27 protein-coding genes, 2 tRNA genes and 2 riboswitches are annotated in these 24,840 nt (G+C 45.8%); of the genes, 23 read left to right on the top strand and 6 right to left on the bottom strand.

Features of this window, described 5'->3' with window-relative positions:
• Positions 1-100: 100 nt before the first annotated feature.
• The 10 genes from GC098_RS08860 to GC098_RS08815 all read left to right on the top strand — a co-directional run bounded on the left by GC098_RS08860 (position 101) and on the right by GC098_RS08815 (position 8,348).
• Positions 101-1,303, top strand: a complete 1,203-nt coding sequence (locus GC098_RS08860; protein WP_246358516.1) for a putative glycoside hydrolase — start codon at positions 101-103, stop codon at positions 1,301-1,303.
• A gap of 163 nt (positions 1,304-1,466) precedes the next feature.
• Complete coding sequence (guaB, locus tag GC098_RS08855) at positions 1,467-2,924, top strand: IMP dehydrogenase (RefSeq protein ID WP_171642856.1); 1,458 nt, start codon at positions 1,467-1,469, stop codon at positions 2,922-2,924.
• Between the two features lie 117 nt (positions 2,925-3,041).
• On the top strand, positions 3,042-4,397 hold the full coding sequence (locus tag GC098_RS08850) for a D-alanyl-D-alanine carboxypeptidase family protein (RefSeq protein WP_312880018.1): 1,356 nt from the start codon (positions 3,042-3,044) through the stop codon (positions 4,395-4,397).
• A gap of 120 nt (positions 4,398-4,517) precedes the next feature.
• Positions 4,518-5,399, top strand: a complete 882-nt coding sequence (pdxS, locus tag GC098_RS08845) for a pyridoxal 5'-phosphate synthase lyase subunit PdxS (RefSeq protein ID WP_029195693.1) — start codon at positions 4,518-4,520, stop codon at positions 5,397-5,399.
• Positions 5,399-5,977, top strand: coding sequence for a pyridoxal 5'-phosphate synthase glutaminase subunit PdxT (pdxT, locus tag GC098_RS08840; RefSeq protein ID WP_047682198.1), 579 nt, complete (start codon positions 5,399-5,401; stop codon positions 5,975-5,977). The genes pdxS and pdxT overlap by 1 nt, the downstream gene beginning before the upstream one ends.
• Before the next feature lie 94 nt (positions 5,978-6,071).
• The gene (serS, locus tag GC098_RS08835; protein ID WP_171642855.1) at positions 6,072-7,352 is read left to right on the top strand and encodes a serine--tRNA ligase; all 1,281 of its coding nucleotides are present in this window, start codon (positions 6,072-6,074) and stop codon (positions 7,350-7,352) included.
• A gap of 83 nt (positions 7,353-7,435) precedes the next feature.
• A tRNA-Ser gene (locus GC098_RS08830) sits at positions 7,436-7,522 on the top strand.
• Positions 7,523-7,650: 128 nt separating this feature from the next.
• Positions 7,651-7,998 (top strand): hypothetical protein, encoded by a 348-nt coding sequence (locus GC098_RS08825; protein ID WP_171642854.1) that lies wholly within the window; start codon positions 7,651-7,653, stop codon positions 7,996-7,998.
• A gap of 20 nt (positions 7,999-8,018) precedes the next feature.
• On the top strand, positions 8,019-8,180 hold the full coding sequence (locus GC098_RS08820; RefSeq protein WP_171642853.1) for a hypothetical protein: 162 nt from the start codon (positions 8,019-8,021) through the stop codon (positions 8,178-8,180).
• The gene (locus GC098_RS08815; protein WP_171642852.1) at positions 8,181-8,348 is read left to right on the top strand and encodes a small acid-soluble spore protein P; all 168 of its coding nucleotides are present in this window, start codon (positions 8,181-8,183) and stop codon (positions 8,346-8,348) included. It abuts the gene before it with no gap.
• A gap of 268 nt (positions 8,349-8,616) precedes the next feature.
• Here GC098_RS08815 and GC098_RS08810 read toward each other — a convergent pair whose 3' ends face one another.
• From GC098_RS08810 to GC098_RS08790, 5 genes are all read right to left on the bottom strand, one after another.
• On the bottom strand, positions 8,617-9,828 hold the full coding sequence (locus tag GC098_RS08810) for a hypothetical protein (RefSeq protein ID WP_216625204.1): 1,212 nt from the start codon (positions 9,826-9,828) through the stop codon (positions 8,617-8,619).
• A 23-nt stretch (positions 9,829-9,851) separates the two neighbouring features.
• Entirely contained in the window at positions 9,852-10,298 is a 447-nt protein-coding gene (locus GC098_RS08805; RefSeq protein ID WP_171642851.1) for an anti-sigma factor, read from the bottom strand.
• On the bottom strand, positions 10,295-10,894 hold the full coding sequence (locus GC098_RS08800; RefSeq protein WP_246358515.1) for an RNA polymerase sigma factor: 600 nt from the start codon (positions 10,892-10,894) through the stop codon (positions 10,295-10,297). Before GC098_RS08800 ends, GC098_RS08805 begins: the two co-directional genes overlap by 4 nt.
• A 63-nt stretch (positions 10,895-10,957) precedes the next feature.
• Positions 10,958-12,265 carry an MFS transporter gene (locus GC098_RS08795; RefSeq protein ID WP_171642850.1) on the bottom strand — a complete coding sequence of 436 codons (1,308 nt, stop codon included), beginning with the start codon at positions 12,263-12,265 and terminating at the stop codon, positions 10,958-10,960.
• A gap of 104 nt (positions 12,266-12,369) precedes the next feature.
• Positions 12,370-12,443 (bottom strand) — tRNA-Arg (locus tag GC098_RS08790).
• Positions 12,444-12,596: 153 nt separating this feature from the next.
• Here GC098_RS08790 and GC098_RS08785 point away from each other — a divergent pair.
• Both GC098_RS08785 and GC098_RS08780 read left to right on the top strand, forming a co-directional pair.
• On the top strand, positions 12,597-13,094 hold the full coding sequence (locus GC098_RS08785) for a DUF1648 domain-containing protein (protein WP_171642849.1): 498 nt from the start codon (positions 12,597-12,599) through the stop codon (positions 13,092-13,094).
• 33 nt (positions 13,095-13,127) lie between these two features.
• Entirely contained in the window at positions 13,128-13,670 is a 543-nt protein-coding gene (locus GC098_RS08780) for a DUF1697 domain-containing protein (protein ID WP_171642848.1), read from the top strand.
• Positions 13,671-13,681: 11 nt separating this feature from the next.
• Here the strand turns inward: GC098_RS08780 and tadA are convergent, their stop codons facing one another.
• A complete protein-coding gene (gene tadA, locus GC098_RS08775; protein ID WP_246358518.1) occupies positions 13,682-14,119 on the bottom strand; it encodes a tRNA adenosine(34) deaminase TadA in 438 nt (145 codons plus the stop codon).
• 279 nt (positions 14,120-14,398) lie between these two features.
• Positions 14,399-14,486, top strand: a riboswitch (cyclic di-GMP riboswitch).
• A gap of 104 nt (positions 14,487-14,590) precedes the next feature.
• On the opposite strand from tadA, the gene GC098_RS08770 reads away from it, so the two are divergent.
• From GC098_RS08770 to glyA, 11 genes are all read left to right on the top strand, one after another.
• Positions 14,591-15,325, top strand: a complete 735-nt coding sequence (locus GC098_RS08770; protein WP_171642846.1) for a PilZ domain-containing protein — start codon at positions 14,591-14,593, stop codon at positions 15,323-15,325.
• 78 nt (positions 15,326-15,403) lie between these two features.
• Complete coding sequence (gene ychF, locus GC098_RS08765) at positions 15,404-16,504, top strand: redox-regulated ATPase YchF (protein ID WP_057303716.1); 1,101 nt, start codon at positions 15,404-15,406, stop codon at positions 16,502-16,504.
• A gap of 33 nt (positions 16,505-16,537) precedes the next feature.
• Complete coding sequence (gene prfA, locus GC098_RS08760) at positions 16,538-17,614, top strand: peptide chain release factor 1 (RefSeq protein WP_047682215.1); 1,077 nt, start codon at positions 16,538-16,540, stop codon at positions 17,612-17,614.
• The gene (prmC, locus tag GC098_RS08755) at positions 17,614-18,498 is read left to right on the top strand and encodes a peptide chain release factor N(5)-glutamine methyltransferase (RefSeq protein ID WP_171642845.1); all 885 of its coding nucleotides are present in this window, start codon (positions 17,614-17,616) and stop codon (positions 18,496-18,498) included. The genes prfA and prmC overlap by 1 nt, the downstream gene beginning before the upstream one ends.
• Positions 18,499-18,909: 411 nt before the next feature.
• Complete coding sequence (gene spoIIR / locus GC098_RS08750) at positions 18,910-19,668, top strand: stage II sporulation protein R (RefSeq protein WP_171642844.1); 759 nt, start codon at positions 18,910-18,912, stop codon at positions 19,666-19,668.
• 57 nt (positions 19,669-19,725) lie between these two features.
• Positions 19,726-20,799: an L-threonylcarbamoyladenylate synthase gene (locus tag GC098_RS08745; protein WP_171642843.1), complete on the top strand. Its 1,074-nt coding sequence runs from the start codon at positions 19,726-19,728 to the stop codon at positions 20,797-20,799.
• 64 nt (positions 20,800-20,863) lie between these two features.
• Positions 20,864-21,424 (top strand): manganese efflux pump MntP, encoded by a 561-nt coding sequence (locus tag GC098_RS08740; RefSeq protein ID WP_171642842.1) that lies wholly within the window; start codon positions 20,864-20,866, stop codon positions 21,422-21,424.
• Between the two features lie 58 nt (positions 21,425-21,482).
• Complete coding sequence (locus tag GC098_RS08735) at positions 21,483-22,076, top strand: low molecular weight protein arginine phosphatase (RefSeq protein ID WP_171642841.1); 594 nt, start codon at positions 21,483-21,485, stop codon at positions 22,074-22,076.
• 76 nt (positions 22,077-22,152) lie between these two features.
• A riboswitch (ZMP/ZTP riboswitch) is annotated at positions 22,153-22,233 on the top strand.
• Positions 22,234-22,337: 104 nt separating this feature from the next.
• A complete protein-coding gene (gene rpiB, locus GC098_RS08730; RefSeq protein ID WP_057303723.1) occupies positions 22,338-22,796 on the top strand; it encodes a ribose 5-phosphate isomerase B in 459 nt (152 codons plus the stop codon).
• A 40-nt stretch (positions 22,797-22,836) separates the two neighbouring features.
• Complete coding sequence (locus GC098_RS08725; RefSeq protein WP_171642840.1) at positions 22,837-23,442, top strand: TIGR01440 family protein; 606 nt, start codon at positions 22,837-22,839, stop codon at positions 23,440-23,442.
• 65 nt (positions 23,443-23,507) lie between these two features.
• Complete coding sequence (gene glyA, locus GC098_RS08720) at positions 23,508-24,758, top strand: serine hydroxymethyltransferase (protein ID WP_171642839.1); 1,251 nt, start codon at positions 23,508-23,510, stop codon at positions 24,756-24,758.
• Positions 24,759-24,840 lie beyond the last annotated feature (82 nt).

The raw sequence follows: 24,840 nt of genomic DNA, 5'->3' as shown, positions 1-24,840 counted from the left end.
ACGAAGAGTCTTTTTGGAAGAAATTCCAGAAAGACTCTTTTTTTTACATCAGTACAAAACGACATATTAAACCATACTAGCCCTATGAGGAGGGATTGGTATGGGTGCATCGATATATAGGAGATGTTTGCGTGTTTTGTTTCTTGGTTTCTGTTTGATACAGATGGTAAGTGGCTGCTCTGCGAAGATGGATTCGATCAAGGATGGTACAGATCCATTAGGTGCTATAAACAATTTAGGAAAGACATTGCCTATCTCAATCAAAGAAGCGAAGCTAATGTCTTCTGATGAGGTCAAGAACACGCCTCAAAAACCTGCTAAGCAGATTGTAAAAGGGATTTACGTATCAGCCTGGTCAGCGGTAGGCAATAAATTTGAGCAACTGATTGACCTTGTGGATCAAACCGATCTGAATGCGATGGTTATCGATGTTAAGAACGATTCGGGACAAGTTACATATCCGTCGGCGGTCCCTTTGGTGAATGAGATAGGGGCTAATAGCCATGTTATTATTCGTGATTTGAAAACCATGCTTCTAAGGTTAAAGGAGAAGCACATATATACGATTGCCCGAGTCGTTGTTTTTAAAGATCCCTATTTAAGCATGAAAAAAAGTAATTATGCGATGATGACTCAAATGGGTAACGTGTGGAAGGATAGTAAAGGAACGGCTTGGGTGGACCCCTATAAGGAAAAAGTATGGGATTATAACATTCAAGTAGCTAAGGAAGCAGCTTTATTAGGTTTTGATGAAATCCAGTTTGATTATGTGAGATTTCCTGAGAATGGAAAGAAAGTGGATCAGGAGGTCAAATTCGATAACCCCAATAAATGGACGAAAGCGCAGGTAATCGAGAATTTCCTCAAGAAAGCCAAAGAACAAATTGGTGGACAAGCTTATTTGTCTGCAGATGTCTTTGGATTAACAACTTCGTCTGATAATGATATGGGCATTGGACAAGATTGGTCGATGATTAGTAAGCAGGTTCATTATATTTCACCTATGTTGTATCCCTCTCACTATTCAAGTGGGGTATATGGGATTAAGAATCCCGATCTACAGCCCTATGCGGTTATTCGTAAAGCGATCAGTGATGCAAATGGGAAGAACCAGCTTCTAGCGAAGTCGGATAGCAATATTGCGGAAATTAGACCGTGGTATCAGGATTTTACAGCCACTTGGGTGAAACCACATAAGAAATATGGGTCTATTGATGTTAAGGAGCAAATTAAAGCGGCTAAGGAGCAAGGTGTGGAACAATTTTTGTTATGGAACTCGAGCAGCACGTACTCGTATCGTTAACGGAATTGACTTATTCGGGCAGTAGGTTAACCGGTAGACTTGTCCTTTTCCTTGACACGAAAAATAGGCTTTTGTTAAGATTGCAATCATATACAAAACGAATGAGAAGATTCATTCGAACAAAGCTTTCTTTCATAGAGAGCTCTAAGGAGGAATACGTGTTGTGAGGGAAGACAAGTTTGGTAAGGAAGGCTTAACGTTTGATGATGTATTGTTGGTGCCGAGAAAGTCCGAAGTGTTCGGTAAGGAGATCGACGTTTCAACCGTGCTCGCGCCTCATGTGAAATTAAATATCCCTTTTATTAGCTCTGCTATGGATACTGTTACGGAATCTGCGCTTGCGATTGCAATGGCACGAGAAGGCGGTATCGGGATTATCCATAAGAATATGACCATTGAGCTTCAAGCTGAGCATGTTGACCGTGTTAAGAGATCAGAAAGTGGCGTTATCACAAATCCTTTCTCACTTACACCGGAGCATCATGTTTATGACGCGGAAGAGCTGATGGCGAAATACCGCATATCTGGTGTACCGATTGTGAATGAAGCGAACAAGCTGGTGGGGATTTTAACGAACCGCGACTTGCGCTTTGTCCACGATTATTCCATCAAAATCAAAGAAGTAATGACTCAAGAGAATCTCGTTACGGCTCCTGTTGGAACTACACTTCAGCAAGCAGAAGGGATTCTTCAAAAGCATAAAATCGAGAAACTGCCTTTGGTCGATGAGAATTTTGGACTTAAAGGTTTAATCACGATTAAAGATATTGAGAAGGCTATTCAGTTCCCTAACTCCGCAAAGGATGCACAGGGTCGTTTACTCGTAGGCGCAGCTGTAGGTGTTGCGAAAGACGTTATGGAGAGAGCGGCAGCTCTTGTAAAAGCAGGCATCGACGTGATTGTCGTAGATTCTGCGCATGGTCATCACATCAATATCGCAGAAACCGTGAAAAAGCTAAGATCACAATATCCGGAGCTGCCTATCATCGCAGGAAATGTTGCCACAGGTGACGGTACACGTGACCTCATTAAGGCTGGAGCATCCATGGTGAAGGTTGGAATTGGGCCTGGCTCCATTTGTACAACAAGGGTTATTGCAGGGATTGGTGTTCCTCAAATCACGGCTATCTATGATTGTGCACAAGCTGCAGCGGAGTTTGGCGTTCCTATCATCGCAGATGGCGGTATCAAGTACTCTGGTGATGTTGTCAAAGCGATCGCGGCCGGAGCCAGTGCGGTTATGATCGGTAGTCTTTTTGCTGGAACGGATGAGAGTCCTGGTGAGTCGGAAATTTTCCAAGGGCGTAAATTCAAGGTGTATCGGGGTATGGGCTCTTTAGGGGCGATGAAGGAAGGCAGCAAGGACCGTTATTTCCAAGAGAACGAGAGCAAGCTTGTTCCTGAGGGTATCGAGGGTCGTGTAGCTTATAAAGGGCCAATGGCGGATACTGTGTATCAACTAGTTGGCGGTCTTCGTTCAGGTATGGGGTATTGTGGTGCTCGCAATATTCAAGAACTTATTGATGATACCCAGTTTATTCGAATTACGGGTGCAGGTTTAAAAGAAAGTCATCCGCATGATATTCAAATTACCAAAGAAGCACCGAATTACTCGTTGTAATTGTCACAATATGGATAAATTTGGAGGCGTGGGAAATGAACCTACGTCTTCTTTTTTTTGTCTAATGGGGTGTGGTACAATATAACGTGTTATTACATCACTAGGGAGAGTGAAATTGTGAGATTTTTAAGTTTGACAAAGAAAAAGGTTGCTTTGGTGTTAGGTGTTAGTTTAATTGCTCAATCCTTACTTTTACATATACAACCAACATATGCCGCGGATACCAAAGCACCAGCAGCCACGACTGCACCAGTAGCCCCAGCGGCCTCAACGGCGCCAACGCCAGCACTCAATGAACCTAAACCAGCAGCTAAATCTGCAATTATTATGGAAGCAAGCACAGGAGCTGTGCTCTATGAATTAAATGCGGATGAAGCTTTCCCACCAGCCAGTATGGCGAAAATGATGACTGAGTATCTGGCTATGGAGAGTATTAAAGAAGGTAAATTCAAATGGGATAGTCCAGTGACAGCAAGTAAAAATGCTGCAGACGTTATTGGTTCCGGACAACTGATTGCTGAAAATGAAACCCTGACTTTCAAAGATATGTTTAATGCGATGTCGATCTATTCCGCGAATGATGCTTCCGTGGCCTTTGCTGAATTACTCGGAGGTACGGAAGAGAATTTTGCGAAAATGATGAACGAGAAAGCCAAACAACTAGGTATGTCGGACAAAGCTCATTTCATTAGCTCTACTGGGCTTTCTCGTGCCGATCTCAAGAATCCGCCGCCTTCAATTGATGGCGAGACCAAAATGACTGCGCGGGATTCCGCCATTCTTGCCTATAATATCCTGAAAGATCATAAAGAAATTCTGGAATTTACGAAAATTCCTTCTTTAAAGCTAAGAGCTACTGATAAAACGCCAATGATCAATTTTAACTGGATGATAGAAGGAAATCAGAGCAACGCCAATTTAAAAAAGTATGCTTATCCAGGATTGGATGGTTTGAAAACAGGTTCTACCGATGATGCAGGGTACTGTTTTACAGGGACTGCTGAACGTAACGGAATGCGTATTATCACTGTTGTCATGGGCACCAAAACAGAACCGGAGCGTTTCAACGAAACGAGAAAGCTGCTCGATTATGGATTCAATAATTTCGAAATTAAACCTTTCCTTAATGCGAAACAAGAAATAGATTCTTTGAAAATCGTAAACATTAAGAAAGGCGTTCAAACACAAGTGCCTCTTGTGACAAAAACGGGTCTGACATTCGTCACTCGAAAAGGTGCGAAAGATACAGACTTTAAAATTACGGCAGAGCCGGTTGAAGAGAGCAAGCTCGTAGCACCTATTACGAAGGGCGATACGCTCGGCAAAGTGAAGGTAAGCTACAATGGACAAGAAAAAACGGTTGATCTAATTGCCAATGATGACGTACAAAAAGGCAGCTGGATTCGTCTCTTGTTCCGCTCCTTCAAAAACTTCTTCAGCGATATGTTTAAAGGGATTAAAGGCGGCTCCTAGACCAGAAAATGGGTTGTATATTGACCCTCCTTCATGTAAAATAATTGTTTAGAAGATTTACTATCGATCGTGTAGGAAACTGCATGAAATTGGCATAGAAGCTATAGGAGGAAATAAAGAATGGAAACAGGAACTTCCCGCGTTAAAACTGGTATGGCCGAAATGCAAAAAGGCGGCGTCATCATGGACGTTATGAACGCCGAGCAAGCTAAAATCGCAGAAGCAGCTGGCGCGTCCGCTATTATGGCGCTTGAGCGCGTACCCGCTGACATTCGTGCAGCTGGTGGCGTATCCCGTATGGCTGACCCTTCAATTGTTGAAGATGTGATGAGAGTAGTATCCATTCCAGTCATGGCGAAAGCAAGAATTGGACACTTCGTTGAAGCGAAAATTCTTGAATCCCTAGGCGTTGACTATATCGATGAGAGTGAAGTACTTACACCTGCGGATGAAGTATTCCACATCAACAAACGTGATTTCACGGTTCCTTTCGTATGTGGTTGCCGCGATCTTGGTGAAGCTTTGCGTCGTATCGGTGAAGGTGCTTCCATGCTTCGTACCAAAGGTGAGCCAGGAACTGGTAATATCGTAGAAGCTGTTCGTCATATGCGTACAATTCAAGGTCAAATTCGCAAAATCCAAGGGATGTCCAAGGACGAATTGATGTTTGAAGCGAAAACACTTGGCGCTCCTTATGAGTTGCTTCTACAAGTTCACGAAACAGGTAAATTGCCTGTCGTTAACTTCGCAGCTGGTGGTGTTTCCACACCTGCAGATGCAGCGCTTATGATGCACCTTGGTTCTGACGGTGTATTCGTTGGATCTGGTATTTTCAAATCCGACAACCCTGAGAAATTCGCGAAAGCGATTGTTGAAGCCGTAACTCACTACACTGACTATAAATTGATTGCAGAAATCTCCAAAAACCTGGGTGCCCCAATGAAGGGAATCGAAATTTCCAAGCTGCAAGCTTCCGAGCGTATGCAGGAGCGCGGCTGGTAATGACGAAGATCGGAGTTCTCGCGCTGCAAGGCGCGGTAGCAGAACATATTCGTGGGATCGAGAAGGCTGGCGCCGAAGGCGTCGTTGTCAAACGAACTGAGCAACTAGCAGATCTTGATGGGATTATCCTACCAGGTGGAGAGAGTACGACAATCGGCAAGTTAATGCGCACCTATGGTTTCATTGATGCGCTGAAGGATTTTTCCGCCGCGGGTAAGCCGATTTTCGGCACCTGCGCGGGGTTGATTGTCATCGCGAAAGAAATCACCGGACAGCCGGAAGCTCACCTTGAGCTGATGGATATCACGGTGGCTCGCAACGCGTTCGGTCGTCAGCGCGAAAGCTTTGAGACGGACTTGCCGATCAAAGGCATCGACGAGAACGTTCGCGCGGTCTTTATTCGGGCCCCACTGATTGAGAAGGTGGGACCGGGGGTAGATGTACTGGCTACGTATGACGGCCAGATCGTCGCTGCGCAGCAAGGGCATCTCCTTGCAGCATCGTTCCACCCAGAGCTGACAGACGACTTCCGTCTGCACAGCTATTTCTTAGATATGGTAAAGCAAAGACAAGCATAATTGATGGTACAAGCACCTTGATATCACCGGATTATAGCCGGTAAAGGTGCTTGCTTCCATATTCTAACCATTTTGCGCTAACGGAGGAATCTCCTTGTTTGATGTAAAGTTACTTCGAAGTGATTTGGCAGCTGTGCAAGCTGCAATGCAAAACCGCGGAAAACAAATTGAAGAGTTGAACGGCTTTACGGAATTGGATTTGAAACGTAGAGAGCTCTTACAAGAAACCGAGCAGCTCAAAAACCGCCGAAATACGGTATCCCAAGAGGTAGCTGGGCGCAAAAGATCCGGCGAGAATGCGGATGAGCTGATCCAAGAAATGAAAGTCGTCGGAGACCGCATTAAAGAGCTCGATGACGAGATCCGCATACTGGACGAGTCCTTACAGCAGATCTTGCTCTCCATCCCGAATATGCCCCATCCAAGCGTTCCTGTGGGCCGCACAGAAGAAGAGAATGTGGAACTGCGCCGGGTAGGCGAGATTCCACAGTTCGATTACGAAGTGAAGCCGCATTGGGAAGTAGCACAAGAGCTGGGCATTCTGGATTTCGAAGCTGCGGCGAAGGTGACGGGTTCGCGTTTCGTATTCTACAAAGGGCTTGGCGCAAGGCTGGAGCGCGCATTGATTAACTTCATGATGGACCTGCACAGCGATGAGCATGGTTATGAAGAGATGCTGCCTCCATATATCGTTAACCGTGAGAGTTTGACGGGAACAGGGCAGCTTCCTAAGTTTGAGGAAGATGTGTTTAAACTGGAGAATTCGGAGTATTTCCTTATTCCGACAGCGGAAGTACCGGTAACAAATTATCATCGGGAAGATATTCTCACGAACGAGCAGCTTCCTGTTAATTTCGTTGCGTTCAGTGCATGTTTCCGTTCAGAAGCTGGATCTGCAGGTAGAGATACACGCGGCTTAATCAGACAGCACCAATTCAACAAAATTGAGCTCGTTAAGCTAGTTAAGCCCGAAGACTCCTATGATGAGCTGGAGAAGCTTACAGGGCATGCTGAGCGCGTTCTACAGCTGCTGAAGCTACCTTACCGTGTGTTATCACTCTGCACAGGGGATATCGGCTTCACGTCGGCTAAGACGTACGATCTGGAAGTATGGCTGCCTAACAGCGGCGCATACCGTGAAATCTCTAGCTGCAGTAACTTCGAAGACTTCCAAGCTCGCAGAGCGAACATTCGCTTCCGCAGAGATGCGAAGGCGAAGCCGGAATTTGTACATACGCTGAATGGATCGGGTCTTGCGCTTGGTCGTACAGTGGCTGCTATTCTCGAAAATTACCAGCAAGCTGACGGTTCGATTCAGGTTCCTGAGGTTCTCATTCCTTACATGAACAATGTCAAAGTGATTACAAAAAAATAGCACTTGATTCTCCTATAAGATCTGTGCTACAATGCTTTTTGTCACTGCACAAGGTTGTCTCCCTACCAGGAGACACCTATCGTGGAGAGGTGGTCGAGTGGTTTAAGGCAGCGGTCTTGAAAACCGCCGAGGTCGCAAGGTCTCCGTGGGTTCGAATCCCACCCTCTCCGTAACCATGGTAATACCCCAACCAAGAAGTCATGCGATTCATTTTGAATCGTGTGGCTTTTTTTGTTGTTTTTTTACATGGATAAAAGACGGGTGGCCTCCGCATTTTATACATGTGGAGGTGTTACCTATGAGCAAAACTGACAAGCTAACGATTGATCAAGCTGAATTGGTAAATGAGTGGATGACGGTACTCCCGACAACGCTGCAGCCAACCGATCAGGCGCGTGTATGGGCCGATGAGGCCGATCCTCAGGCATTGAGGGTTCATATTATGGCGGCGGGGCATACGGGCTATACAATCGATTTTAAAGTCACCTACGTGGACGACAGAGAGGTTAAGGTTGAACTGACTGATGTGCAGCAGGGCACTACACACATTGATGAGACTAGCGAAATTGTGCAGAATCTGGTGGATGATTACGTTCGCCATATCCATGAATGTGCACAAGCCTTGCAAAAAGTTACACACGCCTAACGGGTGAAGGGGAGTTTACAATGACCAAACAAAGAGCGGTTGATAAAAATTTGCAGAATGTAGCTAAAGATTTTGAAGCTAGCCCTGTTAACAGCCATGAGGCTCAGCAAGTGCAGCAGAAAGTCAATGATCATAGACATCAAGATGCCTTAAACCATGACAAGAATAGGGGTAACCACTAAATGGCTAAACAAAAATCTTATTCCGCAGGGGATAGTCTGGTAGAAAACGGTTCAGTAAAGAATAGTAGTCGTAATAATAGTCCAGAGCCATTATCAGGCTCCAAGAAAGTGAAGAATCAGAATCATTCTAGGGGTACTCATGGGGAAGGCCAGGGACACGGGCATTAAATAATCGTTTTAGAAAAAATCTTTTACAAAATGTTTAAAAACCGGAGAGCCGGACATACTATATCTTGTCGGTGAGCAGAGAGGTGTGGTTCCGTTGGAGCGTTTAGCGAAAGGGAAACAACCGTTGCATAGAGGACTTTTCTACCTGTTATAATCAGGCTGGAGGGGATGTGCCAAAGACACTTACCGTGTTTTATAAGCAGATTTTCCTAAGGTTTACATGTAACACGTTTTAAAGAAATCAATCAACACCGACAAAAAAGAACCCTTAGGGGTTCTTTTTTTCGTCGATTTCTAGATAGTGTTGAGGCATTGGATTCGATTGGTGCGACCCCGAATGAGCTTCATCAGTAAACGTTGAAAACGTTGAAACGTGTTGTTTGCGGTTCAATAACAAACGTATGCCGCCACCGATCAGCAGCAGGGCTACGATGAGGGTTTGGCTGAAATTCGTAATTAAATACATGTAATTCCTTGCGCTAGGTAGAATTTGATACATAAATTGGACAACAACATCTTTTAAAACATAGTAGCTGCCAAGTAAGATCAAAACCATGCCAATGGGTCGTTGATAAGCCGTCCAATTCTCGATGATTGGTTTGTCAATGAGGGTACCATTTTCGTACTTCGTAATGCTCTGCAAAGCATCAAAAAAGCTAAAAAACCAGAGAATCGGGATCAAAAATAAAAACAGAGACAATCGGAGTACATCCAATATATAAATGGAGAAAAGGAAGATCGCCATTAGCTGGACGCCGCGTTTCGTCATAGAGAGGTACAAGTGAGCTGCACCAGGAAAAATGGCGATAATCGTTGCCAATGTCCGGTTTTTGCGCCCGTAGTCATCCCCAAAGTGGAAGTCTTCGAAAATACTGCGATCTATAAGCTCTAACCCCGCTTGTTTATTCCCCTGTTGTTTCAGTGCATCAAACATCGTGTAAAACCATAGAACTGGCAAGGCCAACAGAAAGGCAACAAAGCCTTCGTTATGCGTCATGATGGTGACGAAGAACACTAATACCGCAACCCCGAAGAAGGAGACCATCGCCGTTAGACCTCTATGCATCAACCCAAGCTGATAATGGCCGAGTCCAGGGATGAAGGAGAGCAGCATAATTTTTGTTTTTTCTTGTTGACTAGCCATTCGAGTGGAATAAGGATTCGCGTCCCAGGAAGGCTGCTCATGCTGGCCATGCTGCTCAGACCCGTAAGAGCTCGGCAAGCGATAGGGCTGTGAGCGCAGCAGGAAGATAATCATATCCAACATATTCACAACCCATGTCAAGGCCGCCAGCAAGGCAATAAAAATCAGGAAGTCATCCGGTGCGTGTAAAAAAGCGACTCCCACGAAGATAAGGAATAACGATCCAAAGAACCCACCACCGTATAGGAGTCCGCGGAATAAGCGGTTCATATATAGATGGCCTACTCCAGGTATGAAGGACAGCAGGAAAGCGACTAGGCTGCTTTTATTAGGCATTAAGGGTGTAACCTCCTTGTGGTTTATTTATTTTGTAACGTGTCTAGCCACGTCAGTGTTTTATTTAACAATTGGTCCGATATCGGTTTATCTGTTTGTAGGGAGGAAGAGGTATTTATAGAGTTAGCAGGTTTAAATGAACCTACAGAGTCCAATTCCTGCGAAATTCCGTGAAAGAAGCCGATAGCAACCAGGATGAGTGTAGCCGCAGCCGCAATACCATAATGCAGCATAGTTGAGTGGTACCAAGAGCGCTTAGTTCCTGTTGTACGAGCAATGATGGCATCCACATACTCTTGCGTATCCCTTTCCATGATTGGCAGTACAGTTTCCATTTGTTCCAAACATGTCATATACATCGTCAAGCATTCATCACACTGATACAGGTGAAGCTCCATCTCACTTAAATGATCGGGTGACAGACGCTCTTCCACATATTGCTTCCACGCTTGTTCATTATAATGGTTCACAAGAATTCCTCCTCCTTCCAATGGTTACGAAGCCACTGCTTGGCTCTATAAAGCTTGGATTCTACCGTTTTGACTGTTACCCCATGAGCATTGGCAATATCTTGATATGACTGATGATGAATATAGTAGGCCGTTAATACTTCATGATAGTTGGCAGGGATTTGATGAAGCTTCTTACGCACGAGCTCAGTCGTCTCATTTAGCATCACTTCATGTTCCACACCATGCTCAGAATAAGGATGGGAGCTAGAGGATTGGATGGGTTCCTCCATTTCAGCCGTCATTTCTTCCCTACGTCTGCTGGCCGATCGTTTGAAATCGATAGCCCGGTTCACTGCGATGCGAGTCATCCAGGTTTTCAGACCCTTCATTTGATACTGAGGGAGGGAGAAATAGATCCGGGTCCAAACATCCTGTGATAAATCTTCGGCATCCTTAGCGTGGCGTACAATGGCATAGATCGTTTGGAACAAGTAGTGACGATATGTTGTTACAAGCTCACGGAATGCGGCCTCATCGCCATTCAATATGCGCTTTACGAGTGCTTGTTCCTGAATATGCTTCTCCTCCTCTCCGCATGAATAGACGAAGGCCAACATCGGTACCCCTGCACGGTTTCAAAAAGAAAAAGAACGAATCTTCAAGATCCGTTCCCTATTTTAAAGTGCTGCAGTAGAACTGCTAGTTTTAGCTTGATGCTTACTTTGTACGAACCATTGAGATAGGAGTGCGCTCAAAACGCCAAGTACACCCAGCACAATAAATCCCTGATTTAGAGAGAACCAATCGCCGATTATACCCATAAGAACGGGTCCAATGAACATGCCTAGTCCATAAATAGCTTGGAAAAACCCCATTGCCGTCGCCCGCTTATCCGCAGGCATATGCTTAATACTCATCCCCATGAGTAAGGTAAAAGAAAGTCCGCGACCAAAGCCGGCAAAAGCCTGAGTAACCATCAGCACCCAAAGATGATGTGTAAAAGGAATCGTAAATGTAAATATCCCCATAAGAATAAAACCCCATACAACCATGCGCTTCTCCCCGTACCGGACAGCCCATCGCCGCCCGCCAAATAAGGAAGCTAGCGCTACCGGTACATTGGCAAATAACGAGAGCATCGACAAGGAGAATTTATCAGCTCCAAGCTGGGTTGCATAAACGGGTGTAAATCCGAAAACTGTTGCGAAAATGAGGACTTGCGACAAGATAGCGAGTAAGGAAACGAACAGCAGCGTACGGTCTGTCGCAACGTCACCGATACCGCGCATCGTAATTTTAGGCGCATCGAGCTCAACTTTTTCTACTAGGAAAAGGGATCCAATCATACCCAGCAAGCCAAGCACAGCTCCCAAAATGAAGACGGCCTCCCAGCCGAAGGAATCTGCCGCCCATCCTGCACCGAGAATACCGAAAACCTGCCCAAGTGAATTGAAGAAGGAGATCGTTCCGATCGCTTTCGTTGAATCTTCATGCTTATAGTAACTCGTAAATAATACGGTAAAATCAACCCAGGTTGCCGCGGCTGCGCCTGCCAGTGCTCGGAGAATAAGGATCCATGTGAAATCATGAGTGATCCATAGTCCTAAGCCTGTTATAGCCGTGAATAGCAGGCCAAAGGTAATAAAAAGCTTCCTCTTATGAAACCGATCTGACATGATACCTACGGGAATTCGCAACAGCATTTGGGAGATCCCGTACATGCCGACAATCCATCCGGCCAGCTGGTGGTTCCCGCCAAGGAATTCTACGTAAGGCGCCATAATGGGAACGCTCGTATACATCGACATCCAGAACAGCAATGTGACTATACAGAAGAGCGGGATGCGATAGGAGGATGAAGCTTTGATGCTTGTCATCGAATAGGGAGCTCCTTTCGGATTAAGTTCTTGAATCGAAATGAGGACTAATAAATCTTTCGTTTTATTATAGAACATCGATTGCAGCAAGGCTATGACTGGATGCATGCAAAAAAAAGATAATGGGTGGTAATGAATGTGCCTTGTAAATTGAAATAGTACGTAAAAAAAGAGTCACCTGTTTGAGGTGGCTCTTTTTGGTGTTTCGTATACGCGCCCGAGATGATTCGAACATCCGGCCTACAGTTTAGGAAACTGTTGCTCTATCCTGCTGAGCTACGGGCGCATGGCAAGAATTATGATAGCACGAAGGCTTTCGTGGCGCAACCTTTTGAGTAAGGTGGTTTTTCTTCGGGACAAGGAATGTTCATTTGAAATGAAGAATAGGTTAGGGATTAACTTTAATTTCCTTTAATATGAATAGAGAGGAAGTGTAATTTTGGAAAAAAGACCTGTATTCATAATTTCAAAAACAATAACGGAAAAAATTCTGGATGGAGTATCTATCCTAGTCATTTTGTGTACTTTCGCATATTTAGCCAATGTCTGGACCCTGATACCAGAAAGAATACCCATACATTTTAACGGTCAAGGGAAAGAGGACGGTTGGGGAAACAAATTCAGTCTTTTTCTGCTGCCAGTGATAACCTTGATCCTCTATATAGGTTTAACTGTTTTAAGCAAATATCCCCATACCTTTAATTATCCTTACAAAATTACGAATGAAAATGCCACCTGGCAATATGGTAATGCACGTTTATTCATGAACTGTTTAAAGATGCTGATCGTTGTGTTGTTTGGGTATGTCGAATGGACCCTTATCCAAATTGCAAGGGGAAATAGTGTTGCTTTAAATATGTGGATATTTAGCATTGTATTGCTTTTAATTCTGGGTACGGTTATTTTCTTTTTCATTCGATCCATTAAACTGAAGTAATGCATAATTTGATCAAAGGAAGAGGATGCCGAAATGAAAGTTTACATTGGTTTTCTGCGTGGTATTAACGTAGGAGGAAAGAACAAAATCAAGATGGCGGATTTGAAAAAGACACTAGAAGCGACGGGACTTGCGAAGGTGCAAACGTATTTGCAAAGCGGCAATGTCTTGTTCATGTCGGAGGAGGCGGTGGAACCGCTGCGCCAGCGTATCGAGCAGGGGATCAGCAAAGCCGTAGGCGTTTCACCTTCCGTCATTTTGCGTACGATAGAGGAGCTGGTGCAGATTCTTGCGACTTGTCCATATGAAGTGGATGGTTTATTAGAAGGCGAAACGATCCAAATCTCTGTGCTATCGGAAGATCCTCCGCAGCAAACCTCTGACGTCTTGTCCAAAGGGAAAAGTGATGTGGATGAATTTCAGATCAATGGGCGCGAGATTTATTATCTATTTCGTCAAAGCGTTCTGGATTCGAAACTTGCGAGCAATATCCAGAAGCTTGGAGATACGGCGACAACTCGCAATTGGAATACGATGAGTAAACTGGCTGAGTTGGCAGCGGCGATGCAGAATTAGAAGCAGGATTTCTAAGCTTTGCCGCGTAATTTACGGAAAAATTGGGTCAGCATCGTCGAACACTCTTCTTGCAAGACGCCGCTAACGACATCGACACGGTGATTGAACCGGTCCTCCTGCAGCAAATTCATGAGCGTTCCGGCGCAGCCGGCCTTCGGATCAATGGTGCCGTAGATGACCTGCGGAATCCGCGATTGGACAATCGCGCCCGCACACATCGGGCAAGGCTCTAGGGTGACATAGAGCTGGCAATCCAAAAGCCGCCAGGCCCCCAGATGTTCGCTCGCTTGTTTGATGGCGATCATTTCGGCATGAGCGAGAGGATCTAGGGTGGTTTCACGTAAATTATAGCCGCGGCCGATGATTTGTCCTTGATGGACGACGACGGCGCCAATCGGTACTTCGCGGATGGCTTCGGCTTTGAGAGCCTCTTGAATCGCTTCTTTCATCCAGGGGATATGTTCATCCACAGGGGGACACCTCGCTAATATATTTTTATCCACATGTGCATAACAATCGAACATTCATTCCGTTGTTAACAACCTGTGGATAGCTTTGTGGATAACTTAAAAAGCTGTGGATATTTAATCTTTCTACATTACATACAACAAAATGATCAGCTATGCAAGGAATTTTGTTGATAATAGCAACTTTGCTAGGTATAATGATAGATATTAGTAGGTCTTTTAGACCATATAGAACGTGATAGGTAGAAATAAAATAGCAAGGTTCGAAAATGGCAAACTTGTTGAAAAGCAAGGACGCAAAGCTAAGGGTCTACGGTTCCTTTGGAACTATGGCAGCCTGGTTACCGAAAATCGATGCTTTCTTGATTAAGGTAATAGGCTGCTCCTGCATACAGGGGCAGTTTATTTTTATATAGTGGAATAACTTGGGTAAAGGGAGAGGTGTTAATTATAATGGCCAACGGGTATAACGTCATGAAATATTACGGAAGCAAGGAGGGATATGACGCTGATGTACTAATCGATAGTAAGGCGGTGTTGGGAAAGGACGATTTCGTAGCCACTGGCGTACTAACCTATGCACTCGGAGACATTATTGAGGTAGAATTACCGGAATATGATGTCTTTCAACTTGGTGATAAAGCGAAAATGACGGTTTATACCAAATCCGGTTTGTTTGTGATGAATACAACCGTTGTTGCCAAAGAATTCGGCTCCGTCATTGTCATTAATCCACCTGAAAATCGTAAGAAATTCGCAGAAAAACGGGAATTCCCACGTGTGGATGTGAAACATACAGGTCTCGTATTCGGACTTCAGGATATGAATAAAAGGAATAAACATCACTTTGAAAACCCACTTGGTATTTCAATCAAAAATATATCTATCAACGGCTTAGGATTTTCCATTAATGATAATTCTATGGTTGATAAGATCGTTCAAAAGCATTCACACCTCGAAGTTGAGCTGGATTTGGGCTTTACGATGACTTGTTCGATGGAAATTGTAAGAAAAGAAAAGGTTGAAAATGGTTTCTATTATGGGGCTAGTTATATCGACATTCCGCAGGAAAAAACCAATGCGCTAAGGGGTTTTATCCTTACGAATCAGATCGAAACGTACTTCGTACAGAAGCGGGAAGCGCAATTTAAAAAAGCAACGGAAAAAAAGTCTGCGGCGAATCAATAGCCTTCAGGCTTTTTTTTGAGTTCCAAGTGCTATATAATAAGAAGGATGATTTTCGAAAATTAAGGAGTTGTAACTACAATGGCTTTGAAAGCAGGTATCGTCGGTCTACCGAACGTAGGAAAATCGACATTGTTTAATGCAATTACACAGGCGGGGGCAGAATCTGCGAATTATCCGTTCTGTACGATCGATCCGAATGTTGGGGTAGTAGAAGTACCAGACGAGAGATTGCAGAAGCTGGTAGAGATCGTTGTGCCTAAGAGCATTGTCCCGACAGCCTTTGAATTCGTTGATATTGCGGGTTTGGTAAAGGGTGCGAGCAAAGGCGAAGGGCTTGGAAATAAATTTTTGGCACACATTCGTGAAGTGGATGCCATTGTGCATGTTGTTCGTTGTTTTGAAGATGATAATATTACCCACGTTTCCGGTAAAGTGGATCCGATCGGCGATATCGAAACGATTAATCTTGAATTAATTTTGGCAGATATAGAGTCGGTAGAGAAGAAGATTGAGCGTTCGCGCAAAAACCTCAAGGGCGGCGACAAAAAAGTTGTTGCTGAAGTGGAGTGTTTAGAGCGTATTAAAGAAGCGCTTTATGCAGATAAGCCGGCACGCAGTCTAGATCTCAGCGAAGATGAGAAACTTCTCGTGCGCGACCTTCATTTATTAACCATGAAACCCGTGCTTTATGCGGCAAACGTGAGTGAAGATGAAGTAGCAACAGCAGATGAAAATCCTTTTGTGAAAATTGTGAAAGAATTTGCTGAGAGCGAAAACAACGAAGTGGTGTCGATCAGTGCGAAGGTTGAGTCCGAAATCGCTGAGTTGGAAGATGAAGAAAAAGCGATGTTCCTCGAAGAGTTGGGACTTCAAGAGTCCGGCTTGAATAGATTGATTAAAGCAGCTTATAGAAAACTTGGCTTGTACACGTATTTCACAGCTGGGGTGCAAGAAGTAAGAGCATGGACAATCCGCAAGGGAACGAAGGCTCCTCAGGCGGCTGGTGTTATTCATACCGATTTCGAACGTGGTTTTATTCGTGCTGAAGTCGTCTCTTATAATGATTTGGCAGCTGCAGGGTCGATGAATGGTGCGAAAGAAAAAGGCCAAGTTCGTCTCGAAGGTAAAGAGTATGTGGTAAATGACGGGGACGTCATGCATTTCAGATTTAATGTGTAATTAATAAAAAAGTAAAGAAAGGAGTGATCCTATATGTTGGATCGACTTCAGTCCATTGTGGACCGCTATGATAAATTAAGCGAACTGTTGTGTGACCCGGATGTAACAAGTGACACGAAGAAGCTTAGAGAATACTCGAAAGAGCAATCTGATCTTCAAGAAGCATATGATGCTTATAACGAATATAAGAGTGTGAGCGAACAGCTGGCCGATGCTAAAGTGATGCAAAACGAAAAGCTGGACGATGAAATGCGTGAAATGGTCAAAATGGAGATCGATGAGCTTAGCGAACAATCTGCCAAGTTGGAAGAACAACTTAGAATGCTCATGATGCCTAAAGACCCTAATGATGATAAGAACGTAATCGTCGAAATTCGCGGTGCGGCAGGCGGCGACGAAGCTGCTTTGTTCGCGGGCGATTTGTATCGCATGTATACGCGTTATGCGGACGCACAAGGATGGAGAACGGAGATTCTCGATGCTTCTGTGAACGATTTGGGCGGGTTTAAAGAGATTATTTTCATGATCACCGGTAAAGGCGCTTATAGTAAGTTGAAGTATGAGAGTGGGGCGCACCGTGTACAACGAATTCCTGTAACGGAATCAGGTGGACGTATCCATACCTCAACGTCGACGGTAGTGGTTATGCCGGAAGCGGAAGATGTTGAGATTGTCATCCATGATGCGGATATTCGCGTTGATACGTTCTGTTCAAGTGGAGCGGGCGGTCAGTCAGTTAATACGACGAAATCCGCTGTGCGTGTGACGCACGTACCTACGGGTATCGTAGCGACTTGTCAGGATGGTAAATCGCAGAACTCGAATAAAGAGTCAGCGCTGCGCGTGCTTCGTACACGTATTTCCGATAAAATGCGTGAGGAAGAGGAAGCGAAATATGCGGGCGAGCGTAAAAGCAAGGTAGGTACGGGTGACCGTTCCGAACGTATTCGCACGTATAACTTCCCGCAAAGCCGGATTACCGATCATCGTATTGGTTTGACTTTGCATCGTTTAGAAACTGTGCTTAATGGTGACATGGCAGAGATCGTTTCGGCGCTCACGATTGCAGCGCAGTCCGATGCTTTGGATAACGGGGAGCAGGCAATGTGATGTCGACTGCTGCTAAGAGTTTAAGAGAAGCCTTTGTTGAGGCTTCTTCTTTTTTAGGGAAGCTCGGTGTGGCCGAGGCTGCTTCCTGTGTGGAACTGCTGCTGCAGCACTTGCTGGGCTGCAGTCGGACGGAGCTGCTGTTCCGTTTTCCGGAACAGTTTCCTGTGGAGCTGGCGGAGACGTGGCGCCAGCTAGTGGAGCGGAAGGCCGCGGGTGAGCCGGTGCAGTATATTATCGGCGAGCAGGATTTCTTCGGCCTTCCTTTTGCGGTTAGCCCGGCCGTGCTGATTCCGCGGCCGGAGACGGAGCTGCTCGTGGAAGCTTTGCTTCACGAGGGCTCGCGTCTGTTCCCGCAAGGCGCTCCGCTGCTTGCGGATGTGGGCACCGGGAGCGGAGCGATCCCGGTGACTGTGGCACACGCGCGCCCTGCGTGGCGCGTGGCGGCTAGCGACATCTCCGCGGCAGCGCTGGAGATGGCTCGCGTGAATGCGCAGCGCCACGGCGTGGCTGCGCGGGTGGAGTGGCTCGAGGGCGATCTTCTCGAGCCCTTTATTGCGCGCCGGATCGCGCCAGATATACTGGTGTCTAACCCACCGTATATCCCTGATGGCGACCTGCCGGCGCTTCAGCCGGAGGTGCGGCTGTTTGAGCCGCACACGGCTTTGTTCGGCGGTGTCGAGGGACTCGACCTTTACCGCCGGATGATCTCGCAGCTGCCGCAGCTGCCGCGAATCCCGACTGTGGTCGGGTTCGAGGTGGGCATACGGCAGGCGGAGGCTGTTGCGGCGATGCTGCGCGCCGCCGCTGACTGGGACGAGATCCGATTCGTGCCGGATCTCCAGGGCATTGATCGCCATGTGATCGCGATCCGACCGCGAGACTAGAGGGAATTCGTAGCGTTGGGAAACAACGCGATAATTTTTGGATGGCACCGAGGTTTTGGTGTCTGATAAGTGTATTTCATCACTAAAGCTGTTTATATGAGCAGAAGAGTCTCTTTAGTGATGTTTTTCACTCTTACAGACAAGCTACCAGGTTGATTCGAAGGAATTGGTGTCAGATAAGAGTGTTTTTCATCCTTACCAGTGGGTTCCGAGTAATCAGGGGCCTGATAACGATGTTTTTCACCGTTAATCCCACCTCTTTCAACCAAAAGCCACCTCTTCCCACTACCTAACGATCCCACCCAACCCAACTCTATCATTTTTCACAAATTTAAATAGATTACTAGGTTTAGCTCCTCCTCTTATTGCCCATACTGGCTAGTAGAAGCGAAGGGAAAGGGGCTTTTCCTCATGGTTAAGAGATCTAATCGTCATTCTTATAAATCTTTATTATTAGTAGCTTTTGCACTTATTGTTATGATAACTTGTTGGGAATCGAATCGTTCAAATGCGGCAGTTATTTCGCCTACGATACCGGAAGAATCTATTCGCTTACGTATTCTAGCAAACTCCGATTCGGCGCAGGATCAAGCGTTGAAACGCGAGATTCGTGATGCTATTATTGCTCGTATGCAGGAGTGGGTCGTTGGACCTCAAACGCTGGATGACGCAAGAGAAGTAGTAAAAGCCCACTTGCCCGAGTTTGATATACTAGTTGGACAAATGATTAAAGCGCGTGGCTATAGCTATTCACATACAGTTGAGCTCGGTAAAGTTCCTTTTCCAACAAAAATGTACGGTAATGAAGTGTATCCGGCGGGAGAATATGAAGCGCTGCGCGTGACGATTGGAACGGGGGAAGGTCAGAACTGGTGGTGTGTGTTGTTTCCGCCATTATGTTTCGTGGATTCCTTATCCGGAGAAGCGGTAGCATCGGCTGCGGTTGTAGCGAAAACAGAGGGTGATGGGAAGGTACAATCAACTCCTACACCTGCAACGAAAGACAGTAAAGTTGCTCCAACGGTTAAACCCGACAAATCTAAGCCTGCCGTTAAAGACGTTAAGGATGCACAAATAGAAGAAAAAACGGAATCCGTTGATGCTAAGCAGCCACAAGTTAAGTTTTTTATTTGGGAAATGGTGAAGAAGATCGTATCGTGGTTCAGCTAAGAAAAGTCACCAGTTGCCATTTAGGATCAGAATTTTATTTTGAAGTTAGGATGATAGATGATCGTGACAAAATACTGGAAAGTGGATCAGGGTATAGGAACCGAGATAGGTGGGGATTTAGCTGAAGCTGCCCTGCTTCTCCGAAGTGGTGAAACTGTAGCCTTTCCTACAGAGACTGTATATGGTCTTGGGGCAGATGCTACGAATACTGCAGCGGTCGAAAGGATTTTCTCTGCGAAAGGTCGGCCTTCAGATAACCCGCTGATTGTTCACATTGCTGATGTCGAACAGCTCTCAAGTTTAATTCTATTTGATCGTATAACAGCGGATCATCGCCAGCTTATGGAGGTTTTCTGGCCGGGTCCTCTTACTATTGTGCTGCCTGTGAAAACAGGTGGCATTTCGCCGTCAGTAACCGCTGGTCTTAAGACTGTAGGTGTACGAATTCCGGATCATCCCGTAGCTTTGCAGCTTCTTCGTGAAGCGGGACTTCCCATAGCCGCGCCGAGTGCCAATAGCTCAGGCAGACCTAGTCCAACACTCGCATCTCATGTCAGAGATGATTTGGATGGTCGGATTGGCGGGATTGTGGATGGTGGTGCAACTGGGGTTGGTGTTGAGTCGACTGTGATCGAGCTTGTAGGCGGTGAGCTATACATTTTACGTCCAGGCGGCGTTACGGCAGAGCAGCTGCAATCGGCTCTGCCTGCTATTCGGATTCATGAGCCAGAGCGGGAAGAGGTACAAGATTCCGAAACACCGCGTGCTCCAGGGATGAAGTATACACATTACGCACCAAAAGGATTTATGCATATCGTTCAAGGTGCAGATTTAGAAACTGTTACTGAATGGATCCAAAAAGATATTGATGCCGCCAAGGCACGAGGTGAGTCAACGGGTATTCTTACTTTTGAGGAGAGAGCTTCTCGTTACCATGCTGATTTGGTTATTGCCTGTGGATCGTTATCGCAACCGGAAACAATCGCTCAGGATCTTTATGCTGCGTTAAGGCAATTTGATCAGGAAGGCATTCAATATATTGCTGCAGAGGGCTGTCCAGAAACGGGGATTGGCCATGCGATTATGAATCGACTTCGTAAGGCAGCCGGTCATCAGCTTGTACGTGTTTAGCTAGCATGATTCCCTGTTTGTCCGCATATCTTGAGAGAGAAACGTGGACAAGGGGGATAGCGCTATGCTCGCATCTGGGATGGAATTTGGGCAGCTGGTAACAATTATTATTATGGCGATTGCTTTGGGCCTGGATGCTTTTTCCTTAGGGATTGGCATAGGGATGAAGGGTATTCGTTTAATTGATATTATGAAAATAAGCGTCGTAATTGCTGTTTTCCACGTCCTCATGCCTTTAATGGGTATGTTTATGGGGCAATATGTTTCTTCGCTGCTTGGTAATGTCGCTACAGCCGCTGGGGGATGTTTGCTCATTCTGCTGGGTTCGCATATGGTGTATAGTTCGATTCGTGGAGAAGAAGCGACTTCTTTTGATCATAGGTCAATTTTGGGCCTGACGATCTTCTCACTTAGCGTTAGTATTGATTCATTCTCTGTGGGTGTATCTCTTGGTATGTTTGCTACGGATATTGTGTTGACGGTGCTGATATTTGGTCTGTTTGGGGGCTTGCTTTCCATCGCCGGTTTAATGGTTGGTAGGCGGGTAAGCGGCTGGGTAGGCGAGTATGGCGAGGCGTTTGGCGGGCTAATTTTGCTCACGTTTGGGATCAAGTTTTTACTATGATACAATAGGGGTATAGAAAGTTTTCATCTTAGCTTATGCTTACGATTAGGAGGGAATCATGTTGCGAATTCTATTTGTCTGTACAGGAAATACGTGCCGCAGTCCATTAGCAGAAGGTTTGCTGCGTATTAGGGTGCACCAAGAAGGGCTTGCGGCGGAGGTTCGTTCAGCAGGGGTATCCGCGGTGACGGGCGGTCCAATTTCCCGAAATAGTGCATCGCTTTTACAGGAAGCGGGGTTTAAGGATTCCATTAGTTCTTTGGCGATCCAAGAGTCTGAAGTGAATTGGGCTGATCTCATTTTGACGATGACGACGGGTCATAAGCGTACGGTCATCCAGCGCTTTCCGGGTGCGATTGAGAAAACATTTACGCTTAAAGAGTACGTCGAGGATGATGCTCATATTTTACAGGCGATTGAGGAAAGGGAGCAGCTCGTTACGGAGCTTCAGCTCAAACAGGCTCTTTCGCAAGCAGTGTCTATAGAAGAAAGAAGCCGGATTTTTAAACTTGAACATGCGATTCCTGACTTTGACATTTCTGACCCGTTCGGAGGCTCCATAGAGATTTACCGACAAACGGCTAAGGAAATCAGCGGGAGTTTAGATAAATTGGTTCAGAAAATACGTATAAGAAATGAAAGCTCCAAATAACTCAGGTTCTAGATATACGAATTGCGGATACATCTTTACACATGGGGTAGAATGCGATAAAATAGAGCTATCAATCAAGACTCAATGTAACTGGCGACGAGTGGGAGTAACCACAATGGAGCATTGAGCTATACGGCCGGTCGCCTGGGCAAAAGAGCAACGCGCGTTTTCTAGCGTGTCCGCTCTTTTTTTCGTTTTCTGGTGAGCTTTGGGATATAATAGGATGGTCGAATTTTGAACAAGCAAAGGAGCGTTCTATTCATGAAAATTGCTTTAGGTGCGGATCATGCAGGCTATCGTTTGAAAGATGTTATCATTCCTTTTATTGAGTCATTAGGTCACCAAGTCGTCGATTACGGCTGCAGCTGTGCAGATTCGGTCGATTATCCCGACTATGCGCTTAAAGTTTGTGAGCAAGTGGTATCAGGCGAAGCTGACAAAGGTATTCTGATTTGCGGAACGGGTATCGGGATGTCAATTGCCGCGAATAAGGTTCCGGGCATCCGCTGTGCACTCGTACATGATCTATTTTCAGCGAAAGCGACGCGTGAGCACAATGATACGAACGTACTAGCCTTAGGGGAACGTGTTATTGGACCGGGTGTAGCTGAGGAAATCGTGAAAATCTGGCTTGAAACCGAGTTTTCCCAAGGTGTTCGCCACCAGAATCGCATTAACAAAGTGCAAAGTATCGAAGACCGTTTCACATTGCATCCATAGAATATTTCCTAACGGAAAATTCCAGAAGCGAGGGATCACGATGACAGATTCCATTCTTTCTAATATTGCCGAGGCTTTGGAAACGAATCTTCGGGAATTGGTCAAAGTCGGCAATCTAAGATCAGGTCACATTCTGATTATTGGAACGAGCACAAGTGAAATTCTCGGGCATAGGATCGGTACATCGGGTACGCTGGATGCAGCCAAGCCGATTTTTGAAACGGCGCAGCGCATAAGCCGCGAGTTCGGGCTGCACTTAGCTTTTCAATGCTGCGAGCATTTGAACCGTGCAATCGTTATAGAGGAAGAGCTGCTATCGCATATGCCTCAGCTTGAGCCTGTCTCTGTCATTCCGGTGCCAAGGGCCGGAGGTTCGATGGCCTCCTATGCGTATCGCCATTTCGCGAAGCCGGTTGTTGTCGAAACGATTCAGGCACATGCCGGAATCGATATTGGCAGCACGCTCATCGGGATGCATCTGCGCCCAGTTGCTGTGCCAGCAAGGCCGCCAGTGCGCAACATTGGCCATGCCTATGTCACGATGGCTTTTACACGGCCTAAGCTGATTGGCGGTACAAGAGCTGTATACCTACCTGATGAAGCGGAACAACTTTATCATACAGCCGCACCCGATGCGGATTGTTAAACTTTTTAACTATCAAAAGGAATTAAGACTTAACAGATAAAACTACCCTGTAGGAGGAATTTAATATGACAAACTTTTTGAGCAAACAAGATCCTAAAATTGTAGCAGCCATGAACCTTGAGCTTGCCCGCCAACGTGACAAAATTGAGCTTATTGCATCCGAAAACATCGTTAGCCAAGCTGTTCTTGAAGCTATGGGTACAGTGCTAACGAACAAATATGCAGAAGGCTACCCAGGCAAAAGATACTATGGCGGCTGCGAGCACGTAGACATCGTAGAAGATATCGCTCGCGATCGCGCAAAAGAGCTTTTCGGTGCTGAGCACGCGAACGTTCAACCGCATTCCGGCGCACAAGCCAACATGGCTGTTTACTTGGCAGCTCTAAATCCTGGTGATACTGTTCTGGGTATGAACCTGGCACACGGTGGTCACTTAACACACGGTAGCCCAGTGAATGCATCCGGTATTCTCTACAACTTCGTAGCTTACGGTGTAAGCGAGAAAGATTTCCGCATTGATTACGACGATGTTCGTAAAGCTGCATTCAAACACAAGCCTCGCATGCTCGTAGCTGGCGCAAGTGCTTACCCGCGCACGATTGATTTCGAAGCTTTGGCTTCCATTGCTAATGATGTAGGCGCGCTGTTCTTCGTCGATATGGCTCATATCGCGGGTCTTGTTGCTGCTGGTTTGCATCCGAACCCAGTGCCGCACGCACATTTCGTAACGACAACAACGCACAAAACGCTTCGAGGTCCTCGCGGCGGTATGATTCTTACGCGCAAAGCTTGGGCAGCAGCGATCGATAAAGCCGTTTTCCCTGGTACCCAAGGTGGTCCTTTGATGCACACAATTGCAGCAAAAGCTGTTTCCTTCGGTGAAGCTCTGCAACCAGATTTCAAAACATACGGACAAAACGTGATCAACAATGCGCAAGCATTGGCGACAGCTTTAACGGCTGAAGGTATTAACCTTGTTTCCGGCGGTACGGATAACCACTTGATGCTGATCGATTTGCGCAACTTGAACATTTCGGGTAAAGACGCTGAACACGTTCTAGACGAAATTGGTATTACAGCAAACAAAAACGCGATTCCTTTTGACCCAACAAGTCCGTTCATCACTAGCGGTATCCGTCTAGGTACACCGGCTGTAACATCCCGTGGTATGAATGAAGAAGCAATGAAAACAATCGCGAAAGTGATTGGACTTACCCTGAAAAACCCGAAAGACGAAGCTGTTTTGGAGAAAGCACGCGGTTTAGTGAAAGACCTGACAGCGCAGTATCCGCTTTACCCAGGTTTAACTTATTAATTCTAATTTAAAAATATGTTCAGGTCGGCTCTCAGGAGTCGGCTTTTTTTTACCCTTTTATCCGTCCAGAGGCTGTTGACGA

Source organism: Paenibacillus phytorum, assembly GCF_013141715.1.
GTDB classification, from domain to species: Bacteria; Bacillota; Bacilli; order Paenibacillales; family NBRC-103111; genus Paenibacillus_E; species Paenibacillus_E phytorum.
Note: the sequence above shows the minus strand (reverse complement) of the source record. Positions and strands in the feature narration are given on the sequence as shown.

Bases quoted from the DNA above. Each gene is read 5' to 3' on its own strand.
- GC098_RS08860 (WP_246358516.1), top strand. From the start codon at position 101: ATGGGTGCATCGATATATAGGAGATGTTTGCGTGTTTTGTTTCTTGGT.
- pdxS (WP_029195693.1), top strand. From the start codon at position 4,518: ATGGAAACAGGAACTTCCCGCGTTAAAACTGGTATGGCCGAAATGCAA.
- pdxT (WP_047682198.1), top strand. From the start codon at position 5,399: ATGACGAAGATCGGAGTTCTCGCGCTGCAAGGCGCGGTAGCAGAACAT.
- GC098_RS08825 (WP_171642854.1), top strand. From the start codon at position 7,651: ATGAGCAAAACTGACAAGCTAACGATTGATCAAGCTGAATTGGTAAAT.
- GC098_RS08820 (WP_171642853.1), top strand. From the start codon at position 8,019: ATGACCAAACAAAGAGCGGTTGATAAAAATTTGCAGAATGTAGCTAAA.
- GC098_RS08815 (WP_171642852.1), top strand. From the start codon at position 8,181: ATGGCTAAACAAAAATCTTATTCCGCAGGGGATAGTCTGGTAGAAAAC.
- GC098_RS08810 (WP_216625204.1), bottom strand. From the start codon at position 9,828: ATGCCTAATAAAAGCAGCCTAGTCGCTTTCCTGCTGTCCTTCATACCT.
- GC098_RS08795 (WP_171642850.1), bottom strand. From the start codon at position 12,265: ATGCATCCAGTCATAGCCTTGCTGCAATCGATGTTCTATAATAAAACG.
- GC098_RS08780 (WP_171642848.1), top strand. From the start codon at position 13,128: ATGAAAGTTTACATTGGTTTTCTGCGTGGTATTAACGTAGGAGGAAAG.
- tadA (WP_246358518.1), bottom strand. From the start codon at position 14,119: ATGAAAGAAGCGATTCAAGAGGCTCTCAAAGCCGAAGCCATCCGCGAA.
- GC098_RS08770 (WP_171642846.1), top strand. From the start codon at position 14,591: ATGGCCAACGGGTATAACGTCATGAAATATTACGGAAGCAAGGAGGGA.
- ychF (WP_057303716.1), top strand. From the start codon at position 15,404: ATGGCTTTGAAAGCAGGTATCGTCGGTCTACCGAACGTAGGAAAATCG.
- prfA (WP_047682215.1), top strand. From the start codon at position 16,538: ATGTTGGATCGACTTCAGTCCATTGTGGACCGCTATGATAAATTAAGC.
- prmC (WP_171642845.1), top strand. From the start codon at position 17,614: ATGTCGACTGCTGCTAAGAGTTTAAGAGAAGCCTTTGTTGAGGCTTCT.
- spoIIR (WP_171642844.1), top strand. From the start codon at position 18,910: ATGGTTAAGAGATCTAATCGTCATTCTTATAAATCTTTATTATTAGTA.
- GC098_RS08745 (WP_171642843.1), top strand. From the start codon at position 19,726: ATGATCGTGACAAAATACTGGAAAGTGGATCAGGGTATAGGAACCGAG.
- GC098_RS08740 (WP_171642842.1), top strand. From the start codon at position 20,864: ATGCTCGCATCTGGGATGGAATTTGGGCAGCTGGTAACAATTATTATT.
- GC098_RS08735 (WP_171642841.1), top strand. From the start codon at position 21,483: ATGTTGCGAATTCTATTTGTCTGTACAGGAAATACGTGCCGCAGTCCA.
- rpiB (WP_057303723.1), top strand. From the start codon at position 22,338: ATGAAAATTGCTTTAGGTGCGGATCATGCAGGCTATCGTTTGAAAGAT.
- GC098_RS08725 (WP_171642840.1), top strand. From the start codon at position 22,837: ATGACAGATTCCATTCTTTCTAATATTGCCGAGGCTTTGGAAACGAAT.
- glyA (WP_171642839.1), top strand. From the start codon at position 23,508: ATGACAAACTTTTTGAGCAAACAAGATCCTAAAATTGTAGCAGCCATG.